The organism is Massilia terrae (genome assembly GCF_024753145.1).
Classification (GTDB): Bacteria; Pseudomonadota; Gammaproteobacteria; order Burkholderiales; family Burkholderiaceae_D; genus Telluria; species Telluria terrae.
In genome coordinates this window covers 1,410,601-1,433,316 of record NZ_JANUGU010000001.1, presented here as the reverse complement: position 1 = coordinate 1,433,316, position 22,716 = coordinate 1,410,601, and the positions used below count along the sequence as shown (strand labels likewise).

Here is a 22,716-nt window from a genome sequence, read left to right as displayed (position 1 = left end):
CTGCTGTGGGCGGTTCACGCGGCGCTCCTCAGGGTCCGCTGCATGGCGTCGCGGATCTGCGCGAGGGCGCGGCTGATGTCGAGCGCATGCCGTGGGCGCTGCGCGCGCTGCGGCGCGAGCAGGGTCCGCAACAGGGCCAGCGCGGCCGTCCCGCCACCGCCTTGCCGCTCGAAGCGGTCCGCGAACAAGGCTGCTTCGGAGACGCTCAATATCGGCCCGTCCGCTGTTTGCGCCTGGCAGTACCGCAGCCGCGCGCCGCCGCTGACGAGGTGGTAGAACAGCAGGCCAAGCGCGAAATAATCGGTGCGCGCGTCCGTGTCATGCAGGCCACGGTCGTTGGCGACCGCCTGCTCGGGAGCCTGCCAGCCGGGCGTGCCGGTAAATTCGTGCGCGGTGGTGTCGGCCAGCGCGCGCACCGTGCCGAAGTCGCACAGCTTCACCGTGCCATCGGCGTCGAGCAGCACATTGCCGGGCTTGAGGTCGAGGTAGCGCCAGCCGCACTGGTGGACTTTGGCGAGCGCCTGGTTGACCTGTCCGATCCAGTCGACGATGCGCGCAATCGGCACCGATCCTGCCGCGCGCAGGTCGGCGCCCAGCAGTTCGAGCGCCAGCACCGGCAGCCTTTCGTGCTCGCCGTGATCGAGCAGGCGCACGATGTGGCGCTGGTCCCAGGGCTGGAGCGATGCAAGGACCGCGCGCTCGACGCTGGCACAATCGGCCCAGCGAACGCGGAGGCTGTCGCCGGCCCGCGCCATCTGCGCGCGGTTGACCAGCTTGAGCGCCGCCACGCCAATCGTGGGCGGCCCAATCGCGCGCCACACCTGCCCGTAGGATGAGGTGGCGATCGGCTCGGCCAGGCGATAGGCGCCTGCCCGCAAAGTGATGATGGTCCCGGCGGTGTACATGCTGACGGCTAGCCGGGGGCGGACGAAAAAAAACCGCGTACGAGACGCGGCTTTTGCGAATACAGACTGATTACCAGCGGCGCCAGTGGTCGCCATGGTAGCCGTGGTAGCCGTGGTAGTAACCGCGGCCGCCGCCAACCACCACCACCGGCGCTTCGTAGTAGCGCGGACCGCTCACGTACACCGGGGCCGATTCATACACCACCGGGGCCGGGGCGTCGTAGTACACGGGTGCAGGCTGGGTGTACACGGGGCGCGATTCGACGTAGGCCGGCTGCTGATCGTAGTAGGCCGGTTGCTGTTCATAGTAGGTCACCGAGCCGCCGCGGCGATAGTAATCGTCGCGCGTCGGGACCGAATTGCCCACTGCCGCGCCGAGCACGCCGCCGACCCAGGCGCCATCGCGCCCGCCGACTGCATGGCCCAAGGCCGCGCCGGCGAGTGCGCCGACAACCGTGTTTGCACCGCGATCCTGAGCCATTGCCGAGGTGGACGACACCGCGGCCGCGGCCAGGAGCACCGCACCAAAGCATTTTTTGTTCAACATGGCTTTTCCTATCGCCTCACGGGGGATCGGGATGATCGCGTTACACCGGGGCATGGATGAACTATAGCGCCGGTTTTGGAACGCGTAATCTGTTCATACAGAATCTTACAAATCACGAGTGAGGCGTAACATGGCGATGCTGGCCCTTGCACTCTTGCAGACCAGTCCCATCTAGGTTCGGTCGCTTTCATTTCGTAACAAGCCATGCGCCGTTCTTTCATGCCTTTCCTGGCACTGGTCCTCGTCTTGCACTTCTACATCGGTATTCGGCTATTGCCGGCGATGGGACTTGGCGTGCTTGGCGTCGCGGTCGGCGTCCTGCTGTTGATCGTCTCCGCGCTGCTTGTCCCGCTGGGACTGGGTGCCCCGGGCATGCGCTGGCGCCGGCGCTGGGCCGAGCCCCTGACCTGGGCGGCGCTGATCGCGATGGGCTATTTCTCATCCCTGCTGGTGCTGACCTTTTTGCGCGACCTGCTGTTGTTGGGAATGAAACTGTTCAATGCAATGACGCCCTTGCTTGTTCACGACAGCGCGGTCGCGGTTCCGCTGGCGGCGCTGGCGGTCACGCTGGTCGGCTTCGTCAACGCCCGCCGGGTGGCGCGCGTGGTCAAGGTCGATGTCCCGATCGCGAACCTGCCGCCGTCGCTGGAAGGCTACAAGATCGCGCAGATTTCCGACATCCACGTCGGGCCGACCATCAAGCGGGCGTATCTGAATGCCATCGTCAACCGGGTCAATGCGCTCAAGGCCGACAGCATCGCGATCACCGGCGACCTGGTGGACGGCAGCGTGCGCCGCCTCGCGCCGCACACCGAGCCCTTGCGCCGGCTGGCGGCGCGCGACGGCGTGTTCTTCGTGACCGGCAACCACGAATACTATTCCGGCGCGGAAGAGTGGATCGTGGAGCTGCGACGGCTGGGCCTGACCGTGTTGATGAACGAGCACGTGGTGCGCAAGCGCAGCGGCGCCGCCCTGATGATCGCGGGCGTCGCCGACTACACGGCCCACAATTTCAACCCGGCGCACCGCAGCGATCCACACGCGGCCGCGGCTGGGGCCGGCGACGAGGTGCAGGTGCGCATCCTGCTCGCGCACCAGCCGCGCTCGGCCGAGGCGGCGGCCCAGGCCGGCTACCACCTGCAGCTGTCCGGCCACACCCACGGCGGCCAGTTTTTCCCGTGGAACCTGTTCGTGCCGCTGCAGCAGCCCTTCGTTGCCGGGCTTAACCGCGTGCGCGATATGTGGGTCTACATCAGCCGCGGCACCGGCTACTGGGGGCCGCCGAAACGTTTCGGCGCACCGTCCGAAATCACCTTGTTGCGACTCGTCCCGGCCTGATTCAATGTCCATACAGCAAAATTGCAAGAGATGCGCTATTGTGTGCGCTTTGCAACTTTTCTGAGGACCGCAATGAACCGTCGCATACCCCTGACCGTCCTTGCAACTGCACTGTTCGCCGGCGCCGCAAGCGCCGCCGGACCCGATGTCGATTCCGCCGCCCTGGCAAAAATCCGAGACGCCGCGATGCAGAGCAACTATGCATATGAGCGCCTGGAAGACCTGACCGACCTGGTGGGCCCACGCCTGTCCGGCTCGGCGGGAGCGGCCGCCGCGGTGCAGCAAGTGGCCGAGGCGATGCGCAAGCTGGGCGCGAAGGTGACGCTGCAGCCGGTCAAGGTTCCTCACTGGGTACGCGGCGAGGAGAAGGCGACCCTGGTTGGCTACACCGGCCAGCCGCAGGGCGTGACCCAGCGCATCGTGCTGACCGCGCTGGGCGGTTCGGGCGCGACGCCGGCGGCCGGCCTCACGGCGCAGGTGATCGTGGTCCACAATTTTGACGAGCTGAAGGCTTACAAGCCGGCCGACGTGAAGGGCAAGATCGTGCTGTTCGACGTGCCCTTCGACCAGCTGATGGCCGACCGCGGACTGGCCGGCAATGCCTACGGCCAGGCGGTGGCTTACCGCGGCGCGGGCCCGCGCATGGCGGCCGAAATGGGCGCGGCGGCGGCGCTGGTGCGCGCCGTCGGCGGTGCGGCCTACCGTATCCCGCACACGGGCGCGACCCTGTTGACCGATGGCGGCCGCATCCCGGCGGCGGCGGTCACGATCGAAGATTCCTTGCTGATCAGCCGCCTGTCCAAGCGCGGCCCGGTGACCATGCACCTGACGCTGACCCCGCAGACGCTGCCGGACGCCGACAGCTTCAATGTGATCGCCGACATTCCCGGCAGCGCCAAGCCGGACGAAGTGGTCATCGTGTCGGGCCACCTGGATTCCTGGGACCTGGCGACCGGCGCCAACGACGACGGCAGCGGCGTGACCAGCGCGATGGAAGTGATCAACACGATCAAGAAGCTGGGCCTGCAGCCGAAGCGCACCATCCGCATGATCGCCTGGATGAACGAGGAAAACGGTGGCCGCGGCGGCCGTGCCTATGCCGAGTCGGAGAAAGCCAACGCCGAGAAGCACATCGCCGCGTATGAAGACGACGGCGGCTCGGGCCGTCCGTTCGGCGTCAAGGCCAGCATCGGCCCGGCGTCGGTGAAGTACTTTGCGCCGCTGCAGGCTGCCCTGTCGCCGATCGGCGCAGGCGTGTTCATGCGTGAGGATGCGCTGGGCACCGGCGACCTGTCGCTGCTGGAGCGCGACGGCGTGCCGAGCTTCGAGCCGGTGATCGATTCGTCCGATTACTTCAACTACCACCACACGACGGCGGACACCTTCGACAAGGTCAATCCGGACAACTTGCGCCGCCACGCGGCCGTGATGGCAGCCACCGCCTGGTTCCTCGCCAACACCGACCAGCCGGTCGGCCGCGCGCCCGCCACGACGCGCTAAGCTGGCCGTGGTTCCCGTACCGGAATGGTGCGGGAACCATCGTCGCGTTCGTCGACTCTGTAAGCACATCACTGCTCAACGGAGGACATGATGGACGGACGCAAAAAACTTGCTGGACAACAGATCGCCGTGCTGGCGACGGACGGTTTCGAACAGGTCGAACTGGCGGCGCCACTGGCCGCACTGCGCGAAGCTGGCGCGGAGGCCGAGATCATCTCGCTGCAGCCTGGCCATATTCGCGGCGTCAACCTGAACGAACCGGCGGACGATGCCATCGTGGTCGACAGGCTGGCCGCCGAGGTGCGGGCGCGCGACTACGACGGCCTGTTCATTCCGGGCGGCTTCATCAATCCCGACCTGCTGCGCCAGTCCTCCGCGGCGCGCGACCTGGTGCGGGAATTCGACCACGCCGGCAAGCCGATCGCGACGCTGTGCCATGGGCCGTGGCTGCTGGTGTCCAGCGGACTGGCGAACGGACGGACGCTGACCTCGTGGCCGGGCGTGCGCGACGATCTCGTGAACGCCGGCGCCACCTGGCTCGACCAGGAAGTGGTGCGGGACGGTAACCTGCTGTCCAGCCGGGGGCCGCAGGATATCGTGCCTTTCGTGCGCGAGATGATCCAGTTGTATGCCGGAGGGCCAGCCAGCAATGGCGCGCTGCGCCGCCGCCGCTCGGATCCGCAGCGCGACCAGCCGGCCGCGTTCACGGCAAGCGGGATGCGGGCGATGCCGAACCTGTCCGTCAGCACCATGCTGGGCATGGCGCTGCTCAGCGCGGGCGCGTATGCGGTCCGGCGCGGGCTGCGCGGGGAGGGCGGGCAAGCGGCGCCGCGGTAAGAGTAATCGTTTGGCCTCGAAAATCGTTACCGTCGTTCCCGCCTCCGCGGGGAACGACGGCCTGTTTAGATTTTAAGCGTCGTTGTTGCTCCTTCGCGCGAGCCTCACCCAATCGGCACCCGCCTCACCGCCCGCGCATTGCCGCGAAACGGCCGCCCGTACACCGTCTGGATACCGCTGGCAAAGTTCTGCCCCCAGACCAGCTGTGCGCGCGTCTCGTGCTGTTCACTCGACCAATACCAGGCCCGGTCGAACTCCTCGCGCAGGTTAGCGAACAGCAGGGCAAGCTCGCGCCGCGTCGGCAAGATGCCGCCGCGCGCCGCAGCCCAGTCTTGCGCCGCGGGCCAACTGACGTCGGCTGCGCGGCCTGGCAACAGGATCAGGTGGTGGTCGGGTTCGCCCTGCCGGCCAAGGATGAGCCCGGCATAAAGTTCGCCTTCCTGCAGTCTGTCTTTTACTTCTGGATATTCCGTCATCGGATTGGTCCTCTCGCGTCATCGTGGCAGCTAGCTAAGACTTCGGATTGGCCCGCTTAGTTGCGGCGAAAAACGCGATATATCTCATGCAAGCGTTCGATTTCTATGAGGAACATGCCGGTGCGAATTTATTACGCCTAAAAAATTCTTTTTCAAAAACGTTGAACTTGGGCAGTTTCCGCACCTCAAAGGTACTCATTCACTTGTTGAGGTAAGGAACCTTCCCAATGCAAAAACTCGGAACTATCGCCAACACTGCCCGTTTCAACACCGTGCTCGCCGCCAGCGCCGCCGTCCTGCTCGCCGCAGCCGGTTCGGCCTCGGCCACCACGACGCCGGCCACGACCTACAACTATTACGTGTCCCCGACCGGCAGCGACAGCGCATCCGGCAGCAAGGCCGCGCCCTTCAAGACCCTGGCGCGCGCCGCCCAGGTGGCAACCCGTCCCGGCACCACCGTGTGGGTCGCGCCAGGCACCTACACCGGTGGCTTCACGACCACCGCCAGCGGCACCTCGTCCGCCCGCATCTACTGGGTCTCGACCTCCAAGTGGGGCGCGAAGATCGTTCCGGGCAGCACCGCCAACGTCTGGGACAACCGCGGCAACTACGTGAGCATCATCGGTTTCGACATCGACGGCAGCACCAAGCCGGCCGTGACCCACGGTATCTACACCGGCGGTTCGTACAGCATGATCCAGGATAACCACGTGCACCACATCGCCAAGACCGCCACCTGCACCAGCGGCGGCGGCTCGGCGATCGGCGTGGACAGCTACTACGGCGGCATCTGGAATGACGTGGTCAGCAACACCGTCAACGATATCGGCCCGGCCGGCTGCACCTATATCCAAGGCATCTACGTGTCGACCTCGGGTTCCGTGAAGAACAACCTGGTGTACCGCGTGGCGCAAGCCGCGATCCACCTGTGGCACGACGCCAACCACGTGACCATCACCAACAACACGGTAACCAGCTCGGTGTTCGGCATCATCGTCGGCGGCGGCGACTTTTATCACACGAGCGCAGGCGCCGACTACACGGTGGTCAACAGCAACATCGTGTTCGATAACACCTACGGCATTTCGGAGCAGGGCACGACCGGCACGCACAACAGCTACAGCAACAACCTGGTGTACCAGAACAGCAAGTACAACATCTCGCTGAAAAATGGTCTGACGGCAAAGAACACCGTGTCCTCGAACCCGCTGTTCGTGGCGTACTCGCGCACCGCGACCACGCCGAACTACCAGCTGACGTCGAGCTCGCCGGCGATCGGCCGCGGCACCTCGGTCGGCGCGGCTCCGACTGACATCGTCGGCAAGCCGCGCAATTCGACCACCGGCTACGACATCGGCGCTTACCAGCACTGATCGAAGCCTGCACGTCCGGTCCGCGCGCAGTGATGCGCGCGGGCTTGAATCGTCCTGATGAATTGAGGAAGCGCTGATGAAGAACACGACACCTCGCACGTCCCGATGGCGCATCCGTGCGCTGCTGTGCGGCGCGACCGGCATCCTGCTGGCCGGCTGCGGAGCCGGAAACCAGGGCGGCCTGCACAACGGGCCGCAGATGGCGGCGGTGGCGGTGGCAAGCGCGGTGCCGGCGGTTCAGGCGGCGACCGAGGCTGCAGCGCCCGATCCGGCGCCTGAGCCGGCACCGGCCTCGCTGCCAGCACCGCCTGCGCCTCAGTCTGCTTCTGTCGATCAATTGCCGTCTTCCACGGCCGCTTCGGCCGGCCAGGCGCCGCTTGTGGCGGCAGGGGCGGGCAATCAGGCCGCCGTTTCAAGCGGCCAGGCGGCGACCGCTTCAGTGTCTGGGCCCGGCAGTACCGCTCCGGCAACGGGCGCCAAGGCCGACGCGTTCGCCTTGACGGGTTATGGGGCCAGCCAGACTGCCGGCAGCAACGACGCCGGCACCGTCGCCGCAGCTGGCGACAACACGACGCCGGCCCAACCGGCCCAGGCGGCCAGCCCGGCAATTTGCAAGTACGGCGCCTGTTCGTTTCATTGAACAATGGCCTTCAGTCCCGCCCGCACCCAGCAATGTGTGCGGGCTTTTTGTTCGCCCCGGCGGATCTGTTCGATTTCTCATCCTGACCATCCTTTTCCGAGCAGAAAAGTAGTTGATGTCTTTGATACGCAAAGGAAATTTATTTTGAAAAAGATTGAACTTGGGAAGTTTCCAGCGCTCAAAGCTTACTCATTTACTGTTGAGCCAAGGAATACTTAGGATGAAAAAACTAGCCACCCTCGCTTCGAAAGTCCGTGTCAACGCTGCGCTGTGCGCCAGCCTCGCATGTTTGCTCGCGACACCCGGAGCCGGTGCAGCCACGGCCGCAACCACGACCTCTCCTGAAGTCCAAATCACCCAACTGTACCAATCGCTGCTGGGCCGCCAGCCGGATGCGGGCGGTCTGGCATATTGGTCGACCGCGCTGGCGAACGGCATGTCGATCGAGAACATCACGGCGAACATCGAAGCCAGCGCCGAGTACGTCGCCCTTCATCCGCCGGGATCGAACACGAGCATTCCAGCCACTACCTACAACTACTACGTGTCGCCGGCCGGCAGTGACAGCGCGGCCGGCACCAAGACCGCGCCGTTCAAGACCCTGGCGCGCGCCGCCCAGGTCGCCACGAGGCCGGGCACGACCGTTTGGGTCGCACCCGGCACTTACACCGGCGGCATCAAGACCACCGCCAGCGGCACTTCGTCTGCCCGTATCTACTGGATGTCGAGCACCAAGTGGGGCGCGAAGATCGTGCCGGGCAGCACCGCCAACGTGTGGGACAACCGCGGCAACTACGTGAGCATCATCGGTTTCGACATCGACGGCAGCGCCAAGCCGAGCGTGACGCACGGTATCTATACCGGCGGCTCGTACACGATGATTCAGAATAATCACGTGCACCACATCGCCAAGAGCGCCACCTGCAACAGCGCGGGCGGTTCGGCGATCGGAGTGGACAGCTATTACAACGGCGTCTGGAACGACGTGGTGGGTAATACCGTCAATGACATCGGTCCTGCAAGCTGCAAGTACATCCAGGGCATCTACGTGTCGACTTCGGGCACCGTGAAGAACAACCTGGTGTACCGCGTCGGCGAAGCTGCGATTCACCTGTGGCACGACGCCAACCACGTGACCATCACCAACAACACCGTGACTGGCTCCCACTACGGCCTGATCGTGGGCGGCGGGGACTTCTATCACACCAGCGCCGGCGACGACTACACGGTTGTGAACAACAACATCTTCTACGACAACGGCTATGGCATCTCGGAGCAAGGCACCACCGGTACCCACAACAGCTACAGCAACAACTTGGTGTACCAGAACAGCAGCGCGAATATCTCGCTGCGCAACGGCCTGACCGCGAAGAATACCGTGTCATCGAATCCGCTGTTCGTTGCGTACTCGCGCACTGCGGCCAGCCCGGACTATCATCTGGCTGCCGGCTCGCCCGCGATTGGCCGCGGCACCGCAACCGGGGCGCTGCCCACCGACATCGATGGCAAGCCGCGCAACGCGACCACTGGCTACGATATCGGCGCTTACCAGCACTGATTGTTCACCGCTTCGGTTAGATGAAACGTCGTTCCCTCGAAGGCGGGAACGACGTTCACTTTTTGTACCTGCGATTAATCGGGTAGCGGCATTGCGATCTGCGGCCCCTCGGTGCCGGCCTTGTTCATCACGCTGCTGACCTTGTGCCATTCGAATGCCTCGGATGGCAGTGCGGTGCGGCGCGCGAGTTCCATCGCCTGTTCCGGCGTGAGGCCGGGGTCAAGCCACAGTTGGGCATCTTCCGCATTGAGCACCACCGGCTTGCGGTCGTGGATGTCGAGCATGCCGGCCGCCGCATCGTCCGTGACCAGCACGAAGCCAGCCTCCGCACGGTTCTCGGTGAACGGCCCGAAATTGGCGAGCGCCAGCATGTAGAGCGGCGTCCCGTCCTTGCGATGGATGTGCCACGGCTGCTTGCGGCCCTTTTCGCCGGTCCATTCATACCAGCCATCCGCAGCGACGATCGCGCGACCGCTCTTCAACAGGCCGCGCCAGTAGCGGTTGTCCAGCTTGTCCAGCCGCGCGTTGATGCAGATCGGGACTTTGCCGTCCGCCCACCTGGCGCGGTAGCTCCAGAACACGTCGTCCACCCGCGCCTGCCCGTCCTGGATGTGCATGAGCGGCCGGTAGGTTCCCGGCGATACGTTGTATGCCGGAGTGGCCTCGCTGTCGTAGACGGCATCCGCCCAGCCGAACACGCTGGCGTAGAACCGGGCCGTCTGGCTTTGGTCGAATCGTCCACACATGCGGCCATGGTACCGCAAGTTCCGGCCCGGCGACGGCTGGTTCAGGTACGCGTGGCGAGCGCTGTGCGCACGCGTGAACGTGACAGCGGCAGGTCGCGCAGCCGCACCCCGGTCGCGTCCGCAAACGCATTCGCGATGGCCGCTGCGGCCGGACCCTGGGCCGCTTCGCCGGTGCCGAGAAACGGCTGTCCGGGCCGGTCGACAAGGTGCACCTTCACCTCGTCCGGCATCTGCGGGAAACGCAGGATCGGGTAGCTGCCCCAGTCCCGGCTGGTGACGGTGTTGGCGTTGAAGCTGACTTCCTCGCACAGCGTCCAACTGCACGATTGTAGGATGCCGCCTTCGATCTGGGTGCGGATACCGTCCGGGTTCACGATCTCTCCGGCGTCCACCGCCGCAACCGCACGTGTGATCCGAACGAATCCCGTGTCGCGCGCAACTTCGACCTCCAGTGCGATCGCGGCATACGCGCCGAGGTTCTTGTAGCGCGCAAAGGCCAGGCCTCGTCCGCGGCCGCGCATGCGCGGGTAGTCGCGCCAGCCGAAGCTGTCGGTCGCGACGCGCAGCACTTCCAGCGCACGCGGATCCTGCAGGTGCGCGCTCCGGAAGGCCAGCGGATCGAGACCAGCCGCCCGCGCCAGCTCGTCCATGAAGCTTTCGATCGCGAATACATTGCAGTACGCGCCCAGCGAGCGCAGCGCCGAAGTGCGCAGCGGCGGCTTGGCGATGAAATGGCTGGTCACCCGTGCGCTCGGCAAGGTGTATAGCGGAACGGCATTGCGGTCCCCGCCACCTTCGGGCTGCGGGATCGGCCTGGCGGGCGGCGGCGCAATCGGCTGCGCCAGCAGTGTAGCCGGCAGCAGGTTGCCTGCCTTGCCGGGCCGCGCGTTGTGCGGTGGGCTCCATACCTCGTAGGCCCAGTCGACGATGCGTCCGTTGCTAACCGTCGCCGCCGCATGCGCGAGCATCGGGGGCCCAAGCGGCTCCCATCCGTGTTCGTCCTCGCGCATCCACTGCACCCGGATCGGGCGGCCGGGCAGGGCGTGCGCCAGCAGGGCGGCATCAGCCGCAACGTCGTCCGCGCCATTGTGGCCGTAGCAGCCGGATCCTTCGATGTGGATGCAGTGGACTACATCCGGCGTCACCGCCAGCAGCTCGGCCAGCGCGTCGCGCAGCGGGAATACGCCCTGGCTGTGCGTCCACACCGTGTACTTGCCGTCGACGTTCTGCGCCACCGCGCACGAAGGGCCGATCGATGCGTGTAGCTGGAAGGGCTTGGAGTAGCTCGCCTCGATCCGCGTGCCCGCCACGCCCGAAGCGCCCTGCTGAAGTATCACCGAGTCCTCAGAGGGCGAGGTGCGCACGAACTTGACGATGTCGGCCTGCGGCGGGAGGGCGCCCGTCTCCTGCCACGCCACTGCCGCCGCGAGCGCCGCTGCCGCCTTCACCGCCTGGTATTCGCGCTGTGCGATGACGGCGAGATAGCGTCCGTCGCGCACTACCTTGATCACGCCCGGCATCCGCGCAGCCTTTGAAACGTCCACGCTCACGAGCTGGGCGCCGGGGCCGGGCGGCCGCACCACGCGTGCGTGGACCATGTTCGGCAGGCGCAGGTCCTGCACATATGCCTGCCCGCCGCTCACTTTGGCCGGAATGTCGACCCGTTGTAGCGGCTTGCCGATCACAGTATGCGTTTCGGGCGGACGCAATGGCGCCTTGCCAGTAGCCGCGACGTGCAGCGTCTGTCCGCTCACCAGCTCTCCATATCCGATCCGTCTGCCACCTCCCGAGATGACACCATCGGCCAGCTGCAAAGTCGCCGGCTGTGCGTTCAGGCGCTGCGAGGCAAGGCCGACGAGGATCTCGCGCACCTGCGCGGCCGCGTTGCGAATTGCGGTGCCGCTGTCCTGCATCGAGTGGCTGCCTGCCGTGTATTTTTCATCGGGTGTACGCGCCGTGTCGGCCGTGACCAGTGTGAGGCGCGCCGGCGCCACCACCAGCTCCTCCGCGGCAACCTGCAGCAGCGCGGTCTTGATGCCCTGACCCAGTTCCGCCTTGCCGGTAAAGACCGTGATGCTTCCGTCCGCGTCGATGCGGATCCAGGCATCGAGCATAGGCTCGTTCTTCAGGCTGCCCGGCAGAGCTGGCTTCCCGGCTTTCTGCGGCTGCGCCAGTAGCAGTGCCGGATCGAGCGAGAAGCTGACGACCAGCGCACCGGCCGTCTGTACAAAGCGCCTGCGCGAGCGATTGAGAGGTCCGTTCATCGCTGCCCGTCCTTGGCAGGCGGATGCAGCAGATCGGCTGCGCGCCGTACCGCGCGCAAGATGCGCATATGCGTCCCGCAGCGGCACAGGTTGATCGCCATGTGTCGGCGAATCTCCTCATCGGTTGGATGGGGATTTGTTTCCAGCAGCGCCTGTGCGCGCATGATCATGCCTGCGATGCAGTAGCCGCACTGCGCCGCCTGTTCATCGATGAAGGCGCGCTGCAGTACACCCGGCGTGCTCGCACTGCCCAGGCCCTCGACCGTGCGCACTGGCCGCGATCCGACCAGCGATACCGGCATCAGGCACGACAGCACGGCATCCTTGCCGACCATGACGGTGCACGCCCCGCACTGGCCAAGCCCGCAGCCGAACTTTGCGCCGCTAAGCTGCAAGTCCTCGCGCAGCACGTACAGGAGCGGCGTGTCCCCGTCGGTGTCCACCGATTGCGCGTGGCCGTTGATGTTCAGGGAGTAGGTGCTCATGGCCGCTTCGCTTTCTCGACTGCGCCAGGTAGGCCAGGCCACGGTGGCAGGCCCGCCGCATAGCGACGCAGGTAAGCCGCTAATGCGACTTGCTGCTCGTCGGTCAGCATGCCCGCGAAGCCGGGCATCCAGCGCGAAGGCTCGGTCGAGGGCGGGGTAATCCCGTCACGGACGATGTGCAGGAAGCTGCGCGGATCAGGATCGTACACAGCGACCGCCATCGGCATCTGCAGTGCGCCGCCGGATGAGGCCTGGCGCCTCTCGTCGTGACAGCGCGCGCATGCATCGGCGTAGACCTGCGCGCCAAGTTGCAGCTGTCTGTCGTCTGCCGTCGTTCCGGCAGTGTGGGCGGGCAGCGGCGTCTGGCTTGCGGCGACTGCATGGTCCTGCACGTTCTGCGAGCGCGGGACGAGTGTCGAGTGCAGGTAAGTGGCAATCGCCCGCACGTCGCTTTCGTCGGCAGTGGCGAAGCTCGTTGATACCTCTTGCATCGGCCCGCCGGCTATGGCGTGATCGGCTGCGATTCCGGTGCGGAGATAGGCCGTGAGCTGTTCCACGGTCCACGGCAGCGGAGATGGCGAATCCGCATTCAGTGCCGGCGCGAACCAGCCTTCGGCCTCGCCGCCGCCAAGGTATCTGCGCTGATCGGGCGCGCCCAGCGAATTTTGCGGCGTGTGGCAGGCGCCGCAATGGCCCAGCGACTGGACGAGATAGGCGCCGCGGTTCCATTGCGCGTCCTTGTCCGCTTGCGCCATTACCGGGGACTTGTCGAGGTAGAGCATGTTCCACCCTGCGACCAGCGCCCGGATGCCGAAGGGGAAGCGCATCTCGTTGGCGTGCGCGGCCTGCCTGACCGGGTCGCGCGTCATGATGAAAGCGTAGAGGTCGGCGATGTCGGCATCGCTCAGGTGCGTGTAATAGTTGTAGGGGAAGGCAGGGTACAGATGATGTCCGTCGCGCGACACGCCATCGCGCATCGCTCGTGTGAAGGCGTCCAGTGGCCAGCCGCCGATGCCGGTTTCCTTGTCGGGTGTGATGTTGGTGCTGTAGATCGTACCGAACGGTGTGCGAAGCGGCACGCCGCCAGCGAATGGACGCGCTGGATCGGCTGTGTGGCAGCTGGCGCAGGTGCCGATGGCAGCGAGGCGGGCGCCGCGTACCACTTGTTCGTGTGTGAAAGCGGGCGCGCCCGCGTCGGCTACGGCCGGGCGCAAGGTAGCGGAAGCCGAGGCGGCCAGCAGCGCCGCGATGCCGGCGATGCATGCCCATCCAAGTCGATTTCGAGCCTGTCGCACTCCAGCCATCCGCTTGCCCGCCAATGAGAGTGAACAAATCCTGCGCGCGATTCCGGCGACGGTCTGTTAGCTGGCGCGCATTGGACGAGCTGCTGCTGAGCCGATGCGAAACCGTGGTCGATTGTGCTAGAATCTCGCGCGCTGCCCGGATGGTGAAACTGGTAGACACCCGGGACTTAAAATCCCGTGCCAGAAATGGCGTGCCGGTTCGATCCCGGCTCCGGGCACCACCTCACAGCACGATTGCACGGCATCATTGCCCTGGCGGCGGCTCCCACAGTTCGACCTTGTTTCCTTCGGGATCAAGCACCCACCCAAATTTCCCGTATTCCGATTCCTCGGCCTTGCCCAGCACGTTACAGCCTTCGGCGCGCAATGCATCGAGCAGCGCATCCAGATCCGCGACGCGGTAATTGACCATGAACGGCGCCTTGCTGGGCGCGTATTCGTCACCTTCCATGGGCGAAATATTCCACGCCGTAGTGCCGGCGACCGGCTTGCCAGCCTCATCGGTCCAGTCGAAGGCCGCGCCGCCCCAAGGCTGGACGTCGATGCCCAGGTGGTTCTTGTACCAGGCGCGCATTGCTTCCGCGTCCTTGGCCTTGAAGAAGATGCCGCCGATACCGGTCACTCGTTTCATTTCGCCCCCTTATCTGGACTGTTCAGGTCTGTGGAGTCTACACCAGACCTGTGCGAAAATTGTCGATATTTTAACGAGGCGGCGAGGAGGCGAAGGATGAGCAAGTTGTTCGGCACCGGCCGCCGCGTGGTCTGGAACGGCGGCAGCACCTGGGTCGGTCACACGGAAGAGAAGACTGACTTCCATGCGCATCACATGATCCAGCTGACGCTTGCGCTGTCAGATGGCCACATCCGGTTCAAGATTCCCGATCAGGACTGGATCTCGTACGGCGCCACGATCATCGCAGCGCATGAGCCGCACGCCTTCGAAGCGCGCGGCCAACTCGTCGCCTTGATCTTCGCGGAGCCGGAATCGCGTGAGGGCCGAATCCTGCGCACTCGCTTCCCCACAGGCGTCAACGAACTTGACCGGAATACGTTCGGCGCCGAGATCGAAGCGCTCGCCGCGACCTTTCTTGGGCAGGGCAGCGACGAGGACCTGGCAGCCCACGCGCGCGCCTGCATCGCAAAATTGACCGGTGTCGAGACGGCGCCGGTGCGGCCCGTCGATCCCCGCGTGCAGCGCGCCATCGATGAGTTGCGCTGCCGCCTCGGCGAGCCTGTCACGCTGGCAGAAATCGCCGAGCACGTCCACCTCTCCGCTGAGCGATTCCGCCACCTGTTCCTGGCCGAGACCGGAATCCGCTTCCGCCCTTACGTGCTCGAACTGCGGATAGAAACGGCCATCGCCTCGATCAGGGCGGGCAAGAGCATCACGGAGTCCGCGCTCGACGGCGGCTTCGCGGATGCGGCGCATTTCGCGCGTACCTTCAAGCGTATGTATGGAGTGTCCGCGATCAGCGTGCAAAACGCGTAGCGCGAAGGTTAGCCGTTTCGTTCAATCGCGGCGCGGCCCGCATTCTTACACTGGCGTCTCTTTCAATCACTTCAGGAGAAACGCCATGAACACCACCACCGAATCCAAATGCCAATGCGCCACCTGCCCGGGTGCCGCGTGCACCTGCGGCTGCCAGCAAAAGTCCTGCGCTTGCGCCCCCGAATGCAAGTGCGCGGCGACGCCGTGCGGCTGCGCTAAATACTGATCCACCAGGCACTCGCACGCGGGGCGGCCCATGTGGAGCCGCCCTGCGTCACTCACAACATCAGACAAGTTATCGCCATGTGCAAACTCGCTCTCTACGTCTTTTCGTTCTTTGGTCCCGCCTTGCTGACCGCGTGCATGTCAGTTCCGTCGGATCTGGACCAGTCGCTGGAACACATGTCCAGCCAACACAAGTATCAAGTCGCCGTCCACTCGCTGGCCCAGCCGGCGCCGATCAACCGGATGCATGCCTGGGAAGTCCAGCTGCGCGCTCCGAATGGCCAGCCGGTCAATGGCGCCCACATCAGCGTCGATGGTGGCATGCCGCAGCACGGCCATGGCTTGCCGACGCAGCCTAAAGTGACGCGTGAACTCGGCGACGGACGCTATCTGGTCGAAGGCATGAAGTTCAGCATGCCCGGATGGTGGCAGATCAAGCTGAAGGTCGATGGGGCGGAAGGTGCGGACGATGTGACCTTCAACACCATGGTCAACATCAGCCAGCTGCTGGCGCGGCGATGAAGGCGCCCGCAAAGCGAAGCCGCCGGGCCGCCTGGTTGCTGGCCGCAGCGTTCATAGCCGGGAGCGCGCTGGCAGCCTCGATTGGCGATAGCCGCGGAGACGGCTGGTCGCGTGCGGAACTGAGCATTCTCGCGTCGATGCGGCTCGGCGCTGTGAATCTCGCCTCGCTTGATCCGTCCAATGCTTACGAGTCCTCGCCGGCGGCTTCGCGCCTCGGCCAGCGCATTTTCTCAGACACGCGCTTCAGCGGGAACGGAGCCGTGTCGTGCGCGAGCTGCCATCAGCCGGACAAGCAGTTCCAGGATGGCCGCCCCCTCGGGCAGGGCATTGGCACCGGCAAGCGCCGGACCATGCCGATCGCGGGCGCGTCGCGCAGCCCCTTCCTGATGTGGGACGGCCGCAAGGACAGCCTCTGGTCGCAAGCGCTTGGGCCGTTCGAAGACGCCGCGGAACACGGCGGCAACCGGCTCGCCTATGCGCACCTCGTCGATGCCCATTACAGGAAGGATTACGAGGCGGTGTTCGGCCAGATGCCGGATCTCAGCCGCTTGCCGTGGAATGCCAGTCCGGTGGGGACGCCTGAGCAGCAGGTGGCTTGGAACGCATTGAGCGCCAGTGAACAGCGCGATGTGTCGCGCGTCTTCGCCAATATGGGCAAAGCGCTGGCGGCCTACGAGAAGTCGCTGCAGCACGGCGAGTCGCGGCTGGACCGGTATCTCGGTGCGCTGGCTGATGGCGACCCAGGCGCGTCCTCGCAACTGAGCGCCAGGGAGAAGAATGGCCTGCGCATCTTCATCGGCAAAGGTAGCTGTGTGACCTGCCATACCGGGCCGCTGTTCACCGACCAGGCCTTCCACAACACCGGCATTGCGCCGCGCGTAGCGGGACAGCCTGACCTTGGCCGGCGTGCGGGTATCGCCAAGCTGCGGGCCGACGAATTCAACTGCCTGGGCCAGTTCAGCGATGCCAAGCCGGACCAGTGTACGGAGCTGAATTTCCTGGCCGATGACGAGGCGGCGGCGACGGCAGCGTTCAAGACGCCGAGCCTGCGCGATGTCGCAAGGCGCGCGCCTTACATGCATGCCGGCCAGCTCGCATCGCTGGACGAGGTCATGCGCCACTATCGCCGTGCGCCGCGGTCAGCGGCTGGACACAGCGAACTCAAACCGGTGCGGCTATCGGAAAGCGAAGTCGCCGACGTGGTCGCGTTTCTCGGGACCCTGAACCAGATCAGCCAGCAGTGAAGCTGCGGCTGCGCGCACTCGATGCCAGGCGGTTGTAGAAAACTGTTACGCCAGCCAGCAGCAATAGATGCACCAGCGCCGACAGTACCCAGCTGTTCGCCGTCAGTGCGTCGATCGAAGCGACGTTGTCGCTGAGCTGGCCCAGGTAGTTCCAACCCCAGTGCAGGCCGACCGCCGCCCACAGGCTGCGGCTGTAGTACAGCGCGGCGGCGTAGGCGAGGCCGAAGCAGAACAGCATCGTCCACTCGGCCGGCCCGTTGGACAGGCGATAAATGTGATTGAGGACGAACACAAGCGCCGAAAACGGGATGAAGAGCCAGCGCCTCGACAGCGCAGGAAATGCCCGCATCACAAAGCCGCGCGTGACGATGTCTTCGGCGATCGAGGGGAAAAAGGTATAGGGCAGCATCCACAGGGCTGTGAGTGCGATGCCAGGCGCTTCAGCGCTCAGTCCAGAGTATTTGTACACCCCGAGCTTCGTGCCAATCACCAGCGCGCCCAATTTCGCCGCGACAGCCAGCACGAAGAAGCCGCCCAGCAGGACTCGCCAGCGGGGCGCGCGCAGGTACCAGGCGTCCAGCCCTCGGTAGCCGAGCATGCGTCCGCACAGCCAGGCGACCGGCAGGAACATCAGCAGCAGCGTCGCCGCGACCGGAGTGCTGTGCAGGCCCCGTTGCCCCAGGCCCTCGGGCAGCTGGTAAGCCAGGAAGAGGATCAGGAAAACGAGGGCAAGGCGCGCGGGCGAGGCCGTGCGCGGCAGCGATTGGTCCGGGGCCATGGTCATTGGTGTAAAGACAAAAGATGGCAGGGTAGGCCAGCATGGTCAAAACGTCAACCTTGTGCTTTGGCTCGGCCGTGGGATGGTGTACGATGCTGGGCGGCGCGCCGAACGCAGGGCGCGATCGAATTTGCAGGGACAAGAATTGAACATCACCATTCACGACGAACTGCGTTCCTTTGTCGATCCTCTGACCGAGATCGAATACGCCGCGCTCGAGCGCAGCCTGTTGGCCGAGGGTTGCCGCGATGCGCTGGTGCTGTGGAACGATATCCTCATCGATGGCCATAACCGCTACGCCATCTGCCGCAAGCACGACATCCCTTTCCGCACTGTCCAGAACACCAACTTCGAGTCGATCGACGACGTCAAGCTGTGGATGATCGATAACCACCTGGCGCGGCGCAGCGTGTCGGACTTCCAGCGCGGCCTGCTCGCGATCCGCAAGAAGCAGATCGTGGCCTCGCGCAAGGCCGCCAATCCCGAGGCCGAGGAGGCGCCCGAGGACGAGTCGCCGCCGTGGAATACGCGCGAGGAAGTGGCCCGCGCCGCGCGCGTCTCGCCCAACACCATCAGCCAGATCGAGCGCATCCAGAAGGCCGCCGCGCCGCAGCTGGTGGAGGCGGTCCGCGCCGGTACCATCTCGATCAACGCCGCCGCCAATGTCGCGCAGCTGCCGCCGGAAGCGCAGATCGCCGCCGTGGCGGGCGGCCGCAAGGAATTGCAGCAGGCCGCGCGCCAGGTGCGCGAGCAGAAGGCCGCAGCCCGTCCGCGCAAGGAGACCGCCGACGGCGAACCGGTCGACGAAACGGCTCGCATGCGCGCCGAGATCGCGGCGCTGAAGGACCGCGTCGCGAGTCTGCTGACCGAAAACGAAGTGCTCAAACAACGACTGGCCGCGCTCGGCGGACAGGACGCATAACGACAACAAGGAGACCACTGATGACCACCACCCGCCTGATCGCCTCGACCCTGCTCGGCTGCGCCGCGCTGTCCTGGGCGCCGCTGTCGCTGGCGGCGCCCGACACCGTCGCCGCCGTCGCGAAAGCCCCTTACAGCGCCGCCGACGTCGCGCGCTGGAAGCAGGCCGCGCAGCGCGTCACGATCATGCGCGACAAGTGGGGCATCCCGCACATCTTCGGCAAGAGCGACGCGGACGCGGCGTTCGGCATGCTGTATGCGCAGGCCGAGGACGATTTCAACCGGGTCGAGGTCAATTACATCAACGCGCTTGGCCGCATGGCGGAAGTGGAAGGCGAAAAGGCCATCTGGAGCGATTTGCGCATGAAGATGTACGTCTCGCCGGCCGACCTGAAGGCGCGCTACGCGCAAAGCCCCGAATGGCTGAAGAAGCTGATGGTGGGCTTCGCGGATGGCCTGAACTTCTACCTGTACAGCCATCCGGAAGTGAAGCCGAAGCTGCTGACGCATTTCGAGCCGTGGATGGCGCTGGCCTTCAGCGAAGGCAGCATCGGCGGCGACATCGAGTCGATCGACCTGAAGAAGCTGGAGCAGTTCTATGGCAAGGCGCCGCAGGTCGCGCTGGCCAGCAACGACAAGGGCTTCGATCCCGAACCGACCGGCTCGAATGGCTTCGCGATCGCGCCACGCTTGGCTGCCGGCGGCCATGCGCTCCTGTGGATCAATCCGCACACCTCGTTCTACTTCCGGCCCGAGATCCACGTGGTCAGCGACGAGGGCCTGGATGCCTATGGCGCCGTCACCTGGGGCCAGTTCTTCGTCTACCAGGGCTTCAACCAGCACAACGGCTGGATGCATACCTCCGGCGGCGGCGACGTGATCGACGAATACCTCGAGACCGTGGCCGAGAAGGATGGTAAATACTTCTACCAGTACGACGGCAAGCTGCGGCCGATGAAGGCGGTGGCGGTCACGCTGCCGTACAAGACCGCCAGCGGCGGCATGGCCAGCAAGACCGTCACGGCCTACTTCACGCACCACGGCCCGGTGGTGCGCGAGGAGGGCGGCAAGTGGGTCACCACGCGCATGATGTTCGAGCCGATGAAAGCGCTGGAGCAGTCCTTCTCGCGCACCAAGACGCGCGATTACAAGGGCTTCCTGCAGGTCATGCAGCTGCGGACCAACTCGTCCAACAATACGGTGTACGCGGATGGCGACGGCAATATCGCCTACTTCCACGGGAACTTCATTCCGAAGCGCGACGCGAAATTCGACTGGAGCCGCCCGGTGGATGGCAGCACATCGGCCACCGAGTGGCAAGGCCTGCTGCCGGTGAAGGATACGATCCACCTGTTCAATCCAGCCAGTGGCTACGTCATGAACACCAATAACTGGCCGTTCAGCGCCGCCGGCGACTCCAGCCCGCGCGAGCAGGACTATCCGGCCTATCTGTGGTCGCTGCCGGAGAACGCGCGTGGGGTACATGCGGCGCGGCTGCTGAAGGACGTGAAGAGCCTGACGCTGGACAGCCTGGTCACGACGGCCTACGACAGCTACCTGACCGCGTTCGAGCCGCTGGTGCCGGCCCTGCTCCAGGACTACGATGCGCTGCCGGCGAGCGATCCGCGCAAGGCCGCGCTGGCTGACCAGGTGCAGGCGCTGCGCGGCTGGAACCTGCGCTGGGCGGTGGATTCGGTGCCGACCTCGCTGGCGGTGTACTGGGGCCAGGACATGGTCAAGCAGGCGTCCAAGGCCGCGCGCGCCGAGCACATGCCGGTGGTCGATTATGTGCAGACCCGCCTGAATTCCGACGAGCGCCTGGACGCGCTGGCGCGTGCATCGGAGAAGCTGAAGGCCGATTTCGGCAGCTGGCAGACGCCGTGGGGCGAGATCAACCGCTTCCAGCGCCTGTCCGGTGACATCGACCTGCGCTACGACGACAGCAAGCCGAGCATCCCGGTGCCGTTCACCTCGGCCACCTGGGGTTCGCTGGCCTCGTTCGGCATGAGCGCCAAGCAGGACACCAAGCGCATCTACGGCGACCGTGGCAATAGCTTCGTCGCGGCGGTTGAATTCGGGCCGCGCATTCGCGCCAAGAGCATCCTGGCCGGCGGCGAGAGCGGCGATCCGAAGTCGCCGCATTTCAATGACCAGGCCGAGATGTACAGCCGTGGGCAGTTCAAGGATGTGCTGTTCTATAAAGAAGACATCGAGAAAAACCTCGAACGCAAGTACCATCCGGGAGCATGAACACACCTGCACCGTCGTCCTCGCGAAAGCGGGAACGACGGTTTGCTTAATGCGTGTCCCGCGCTAGCGCCCCAACATTTCCCCACGTTATAATCGCGCGCAATCCAACGAGGGGTGCGGAGCAGGGCAGTGGCAAAACTCTATTTCAGATACTCGGCGATGAACGCCGGCAAGTCGACCTCCTTGCTGCAGGTCGCGCATAACTACGAAGAGCAGGGCCAGCAGGTCAAACTGTACACGGCCGTGATCGACGACCGCTACGGTGTCGGCGTGATCACCTCGCGCCTTGGCCCGCAACGCCAGGTCGACACTTTCACTCCACATACCAATTTCCTCGACAGCGTCCCGCAGGTCGCCTGCCTGCTGGTCGACGAGGCACAATTCCTCAGCACCGCCCAGGTCCAGCAGCTGCACCAGGTGGCCCAGGTGCGCGGCATTCCGGTGATCTGCTACGGCCTGCGCAGCGATTTCCGCGGCGAGCCTTTCCCCGGTTCGGCCTACCTGCTCGCCTTGGCCGACGACATCGAGGAAATCAAGAACATCTGCTCCTGCGGCAAAAAGGCGACCATGAATATCCGGGTCGACGCCGAGGGCCGCCGCATCAAGGAAGGCGAGCAGGTCAGCATCGGCGGCAACGAGAGTTACTTGCAAGCCTGCGGCCGCTGTTTCTACTCGGGCGCCGGCGCTTGACCCCAGCCGCGCTCACCCACGCTTGCGGCGCGCTCGCGCCGGCGTGGCTGTGTGCGCATGGCGATATCTTCCTGTACCTGCTGCCGTCGGCGGCGCTGGCCGTGCTCATCTGGATTGCGTCCAGCGCCCATCATTTCTTCTTCATCTTCACCGTGGCCGGCACCTTCTGCCACGAGCTGGCCCATTTCGGCGCTGGCCTGCTGACCGGCGCCGAGCCGAGCGGCTTCACCGTCATTCCGCGCCGCAGCGGCCGCACCTGGGAACTGGGTTCGGTGACTTTCGACAACTTGCGCTGGCACAACGCGGCGCCCAGTGCGCTCGCGCCCTTCCTGGTGCTGCTGGTGCCGTTCGCGGTGGCGGCCTGGCGCACCGCGCCGGGATGGCATTTCCGCCCGCTCGACCTGGCGCTCGCCTTCTTGCTGGCGCCGCAGTTTTTGTCGTTCTGGCCATCGGACACCGACTGGAAACTGGCCGCGCGCTCCTGGCCCTGGCTGCTCGTGATCGCGGGGGGCTTGGCATTCCACTATCGCCACTTCCTGTTTCAGTTTGTAAAAAACTGAAAGGCCGACTTACGCCAGACTTAAGCTTGGCCCGAAATGGCGCAAGCCCGCTCTGCGCGGCCCA

The 22,716-nt window shown here is 65.2% G+C and carries 23 protein-coding genes and 1 tRNA gene; 14 read left to right on the top strand and 10 right to left on the bottom strand.

Going from position 1 to position 22,716, the window contains the following annotated elements:
- Positions 1-14: 14 nt before the first annotated feature.
- The gene (locus tag NX778_RS06220) at positions 15-905 is read right to left on the bottom strand and encodes a protein kinase domain-containing protein (protein WP_258810804.1); all 891 of its coding nucleotides are present in this window, start codon (positions 903-905) and stop codon (positions 15-17) included.
- Positions 906-975: 70 nt separating this feature from the next.
- Positions 976-1,452 carry a glycine zipper 2TM domain-containing protein gene (locus NX778_RS06215; protein ID WP_258810803.1) on the bottom strand — a complete coding sequence of 159 codons (477 nt, stop codon included), beginning with the start codon at positions 1,450-1,452 and terminating at the stop codon, positions 976-978.
- A gap of 219 nt (positions 1,453-1,671) precedes the next feature.
- Here NX778_RS06215 and NX778_RS06210 point away from each other — a divergent pair, with 219 nt between their 5' ends.
- The 3 genes from NX778_RS06210 (at position 1,672) to NX778_RS06200 (ending at position 5,127) form a co-directional block, all read left to right on the top strand.
- A complete protein-coding gene (locus NX778_RS06210) occupies positions 1,672-2,790 on the top strand; it encodes a metallophosphoesterase (RefSeq protein ID WP_370661311.1) in 1,119 nt (372 codons plus the stop codon).
- A gap of 72 nt (positions 2,791-2,862) precedes the next feature.
- Positions 2,863-4,290 (top strand): M20/M25/M40 family metallo-hydrolase, encoded by a 1,428-nt coding sequence (locus NX778_RS06205; RefSeq protein ID WP_258810801.1) that lies wholly within the window; start codon positions 2,863-2,865, stop codon positions 4,288-4,290.
- A 90-nt stretch (positions 4,291-4,380) separates the two neighbouring features.
- Positions 4,381-5,127, top strand: a complete 747-nt coding sequence (locus NX778_RS06200) for a type 1 glutamine amidotransferase domain-containing protein (protein WP_258810800.1) — start codon at positions 4,381-4,383, stop codon at positions 5,125-5,127.
- 104 nt (positions 5,128-5,231) lie between these two features.
- Here the strand turns inward: NX778_RS06200 and NX778_RS06195 are convergent, their stop codons facing one another.
- Entirely contained in the window at positions 5,232-5,603 is a 372-nt protein-coding gene (locus tag NX778_RS06195) for an Lcl C-terminal domain-containing protein (RefSeq protein ID WP_258810799.1), read from the bottom strand.
- A gap of 227 nt (positions 5,604-5,830) precedes the next feature.
- Between NX778_RS06195 and NX778_RS06190 the strand changes: the two genes are divergently transcribed.
- The 3 genes from NX778_RS06190 (at position 5,831) to NX778_RS06180 (ending at position 9,174) form a co-directional block, all read left to right on the top strand.
- Positions 5,831-6,976: a right-handed parallel beta-helix repeat-containing protein gene (locus tag NX778_RS06190; protein WP_258810798.1), complete on the top strand. Its 1,146-nt coding sequence runs from the start codon at positions 5,831-5,833 to the stop codon at positions 6,974-6,976.
- A gap of 76 nt (positions 6,977-7,052) precedes the next feature.
- Complete coding sequence (locus NX778_RS06185) at positions 7,053-7,616, top strand: hypothetical protein (protein ID WP_258810796.1); 564 nt, start codon at positions 7,053-7,055, stop codon at positions 7,614-7,616.
- A gap of 220 nt (positions 7,617-7,836) precedes the next feature.
- Positions 7,837-9,174, top strand: coding sequence for a choice-of-anchor Q domain-containing protein (locus tag NX778_RS06180; protein ID WP_258810795.1), 1,338 nt, complete (start codon positions 7,837-7,839; stop codon positions 9,172-9,174).
- 74 nt (positions 9,175-9,248) lie between these two features.
- Here the strand turns inward: NX778_RS06180 and NX778_RS06175 are convergent, their stop codons facing one another.
- Genes NX778_RS06175 through NX778_RS06160 form a run of 4 tightly spaced genes read right to left on the bottom strand, consistent with a single transcriptional unit; the run spans position 9,249 to position 13,964 of the window.
- Positions 9,249-9,920: an SOS response-associated peptidase family protein gene (locus NX778_RS06175; RefSeq protein WP_258810793.1), complete on the bottom strand. Its 672-nt coding sequence runs from the start codon at positions 9,918-9,920 to the stop codon at positions 9,249-9,251.
- A 41-nt stretch (positions 9,921-9,961) separates the two neighbouring features.
- On the bottom strand, positions 9,962-12,184 hold the full coding sequence (locus NX778_RS06170) for a xanthine dehydrogenase family protein molybdopterin-binding subunit (RefSeq protein ID WP_258810791.1): 2,223 nt from the start codon (positions 12,182-12,184) through the stop codon (positions 9,962-9,964).
- Entirely contained in the window at positions 12,181-12,669 is a 489-nt protein-coding gene (locus tag NX778_RS06165; RefSeq protein ID WP_258810789.1) for a (2Fe-2S)-binding protein, read from the bottom strand. The genes NX778_RS06170 and NX778_RS06165 overlap by 4 nt, the downstream gene beginning before the upstream one ends.
- Positions 12,666-13,964, bottom strand: a complete 1,299-nt coding sequence (locus NX778_RS06160; RefSeq protein WP_258810787.1) for a cytochrome c — start codon at positions 13,962-13,964, stop codon at positions 12,666-12,668. The genes NX778_RS06165 and NX778_RS06160 overlap by 4 nt, the downstream gene beginning before the upstream one ends.
- A gap of 143 nt (positions 13,965-14,107) precedes the next feature.
- On the opposite strand from NX778_RS06160, the gene NX778_RS06155 reads away from it, so the two are divergent.
- Positions 14,108-14,194: transfer RNA gene (locus NX778_RS06155), tRNA-Leu, on the top strand.
- Between the two features lie 23 nt (positions 14,195-14,217).
- Here NX778_RS06155 and NX778_RS06150 read toward each other — a convergent pair.
- Entirely contained in the window at positions 14,218-14,604 is a 387-nt protein-coding gene (locus NX778_RS06150) for a VOC family protein (RefSeq protein WP_258810786.1), read from the bottom strand.
- A gap of 96 nt (positions 14,605-14,700) precedes the next feature.
- Between NX778_RS06150 and NX778_RS06145 the strand changes: the two genes are divergently transcribed.
- Positions 14,701-15,462, top strand: a complete 762-nt coding sequence (locus NX778_RS06145; RefSeq protein WP_258810784.1) for a helix-turn-helix transcriptional regulator — start codon at positions 14,701-14,703, stop codon at positions 15,460-15,462.
- A gap of 66 nt (positions 15,463-15,528) precedes the next feature.
- On the opposite strand, the gene NX778_RS06140 is transcribed toward NX778_RS06145, so the two are convergent.
- The gene (locus NX778_RS06140) at positions 15,529-15,693 is read right to left on the bottom strand and encodes a hypothetical protein (RefSeq protein ID WP_258810783.1); all 165 of its coding nucleotides are present in this window, start codon (positions 15,691-15,693) and stop codon (positions 15,529-15,531) included.
- Between the two features lie 171 nt (positions 15,694-15,864).
- Between NX778_RS06140 and NX778_RS06135 the strand changes: the two genes are divergently transcribed.
- Positions 15,865-16,209, top strand: coding sequence for a FixH family protein (locus NX778_RS06135; RefSeq protein WP_258810781.1), 345 nt, complete (start codon positions 15,865-15,867; stop codon positions 16,207-16,209).
- Positions 16,206-17,453, top strand: coding sequence for a cytochrome-c peroxidase (locus NX778_RS06130; protein WP_258810780.1), 1,248 nt, complete (start codon positions 16,206-16,208; stop codon positions 17,451-17,453). The genes NX778_RS06135 and NX778_RS06130 overlap by 4 nt, the downstream gene beginning before the upstream one ends.
- Here NX778_RS06130 and NX778_RS06125 read toward each other — a convergent pair.
- Positions 17,440-18,231 carry a CPBP family intramembrane glutamic endopeptidase gene (locus tag NX778_RS06125; RefSeq protein WP_258810779.1) on the bottom strand — a complete coding sequence of 264 codons (792 nt, stop codon included), beginning with the start codon at positions 18,229-18,231 and terminating at the stop codon, positions 17,440-17,442. The genes NX778_RS06130 and NX778_RS06125 overlap by 14 nt on opposite strands.
- A 145-nt stretch (positions 18,232-18,376) precedes the next feature.
- On the opposite strand from NX778_RS06125, the gene NX778_RS06120 reads away from it, so the two are divergent.
- The 4 genes from NX778_RS06120 (at position 18,377) to NX778_RS06105 (ending at position 22,652) form a co-directional block, all read left to right on the top strand.
- Entirely contained in the window at positions 18,377-19,153 is a 777-nt protein-coding gene (locus NX778_RS06120) for a hypothetical protein (RefSeq protein ID WP_258810778.1), read from the top strand.
- A 20-nt stretch (positions 19,154-19,173) separates the two neighbouring features.
- Positions 19,174-21,402 carry a penicillin acylase family protein gene (locus tag NX778_RS06115; RefSeq protein ID WP_258810777.1) on the top strand — a complete coding sequence of 743 codons (2,229 nt, stop codon included), beginning with the start codon at positions 19,174-19,176 and terminating at the stop codon, positions 21,400-21,402.
- Positions 21,403-21,531: 129 nt separating this feature from the next.
- Entirely contained in the window at positions 21,532-22,092 is a 561-nt protein-coding gene (locus tag NX778_RS06110) for a thymidine kinase (RefSeq protein ID WP_258810776.1), read from the top strand.
- Positions 22,089-22,652: a hypothetical protein gene (locus NX778_RS06105; RefSeq protein WP_258810775.1), complete on the top strand. Its 564-nt coding sequence runs from the start codon at positions 22,089-22,091 to the stop codon at positions 22,650-22,652. The genes NX778_RS06110 and NX778_RS06105 overlap by 4 nt, the downstream gene beginning before the upstream one ends.
- Positions 22,653-22,716: the final 64 nt, after the last annotated feature.

Bases quoted from the DNA above. Each gene is read 5' to 3' on its own strand.
- NX778_RS06125 (WP_258810779.1), bottom strand. From the start codon at position 18,231: ATGGCCCCGGACCAATCGCTGCCGCGCACGGCCTCGCCCGCGCGCCTT.
- NX778_RS06130 (WP_258810780.1), top strand. From the start codon at position 16,206: ATGAAGGCGCCCGCAAAGCGAAGCCGCCGGGCCGCCTGGTTGCTGGCC.
- NX778_RS06195 (WP_258810799.1), bottom strand. From the start codon at position 5,603: ATGACGGAATATCCAGAAGTAAAAGACAGACTGCAGGAAGGCGAACTT.
- NX778_RS06200 (WP_258810800.1), top strand. From the start codon at position 4,381: ATGGACGGACGCAAAAAACTTGCTGGACAACAGATCGCCGTGCTGGCG.
- NX778_RS06220 (WP_258810804.1), bottom strand. From the start codon at position 905: ATGTACACCGCCGGGACCATCATCACTTTGCGGGCAGGCGCCTATCGC.
- NX778_RS06215 (WP_258810803.1), bottom strand. From the start codon at position 1,452: ATGTTGAACAAAAAATGCTTTGGTGCGGTGCTCCTGGCCGCGGCCGCG.
- NX778_RS06190 (WP_258810798.1), top strand. From the start codon at position 5,831: ATGCAAAAACTCGGAACTATCGCCAACACTGCCCGTTTCAACACCGTG.
- NX778_RS06210 (WP_370661311.1), top strand. From the start codon at position 1,672: ATGCCTTTCCTGGCACTGGTCCTCGTCTTGCACTTCTACATCGGTATT.
- NX778_RS06165 (WP_258810789.1), bottom strand. From the start codon at position 12,669: ATGAGCACCTACTCCCTGAACATCAACGGCCACGCGCAATCGGTGGAC.
- NX778_RS06115 (WP_258810777.1), top strand. From the start codon at position 19,174: ATGACCACCACCCGCCTGATCGCCTCGACCCTGCTCGGCTGCGCCGCG.
- NX778_RS06135 (WP_258810781.1), top strand. From the start codon at position 15,865: ATGTCCAGCCAACACAAGTATCAAGTCGCCGTCCACTCGCTGGCCCAG.
- NX778_RS06180 (WP_258810795.1), top strand. From the start codon at position 7,837: ATGAAAAAACTAGCCACCCTCGCTTCGAAAGTCCGTGTCAACGCTGCG.
- NX778_RS06185 (WP_258810796.1), top strand. From the start codon at position 7,053: ATGAAGAACACGACACCTCGCACGTCCCGATGGCGCATCCGTGCGCTG.
- NX778_RS06150 (WP_258810786.1), bottom strand. From the start codon at position 14,604: ATGAAACGAGTGACCGGTATCGGCGGCATCTTCTTCAAGGCCAAGGAC.
- NX778_RS06175 (WP_258810793.1), bottom strand. From the start codon at position 9,920: ATGTGTGGACGATTCGACCAAAGCCAGACGGCCCGGTTCTACGCCAGC.
- NX778_RS06170 (WP_258810791.1), bottom strand. From the start codon at position 12,184: ATGAACGGACCTCTCAATCGCTCGCGCAGGCGCTTTGTACAGACGGCC.
- NX778_RS06145 (WP_258810784.1), top strand. From the start codon at position 14,701: ATGAGCAAGTTGTTCGGCACCGGCCGCCGCGTGGTCTGGAACGGCGGC.
- NX778_RS06205 (WP_258810801.1), top strand. From the start codon at position 2,863: ATGAACCGTCGCATACCCCTGACCGTCCTTGCAACTGCACTGTTCGCC.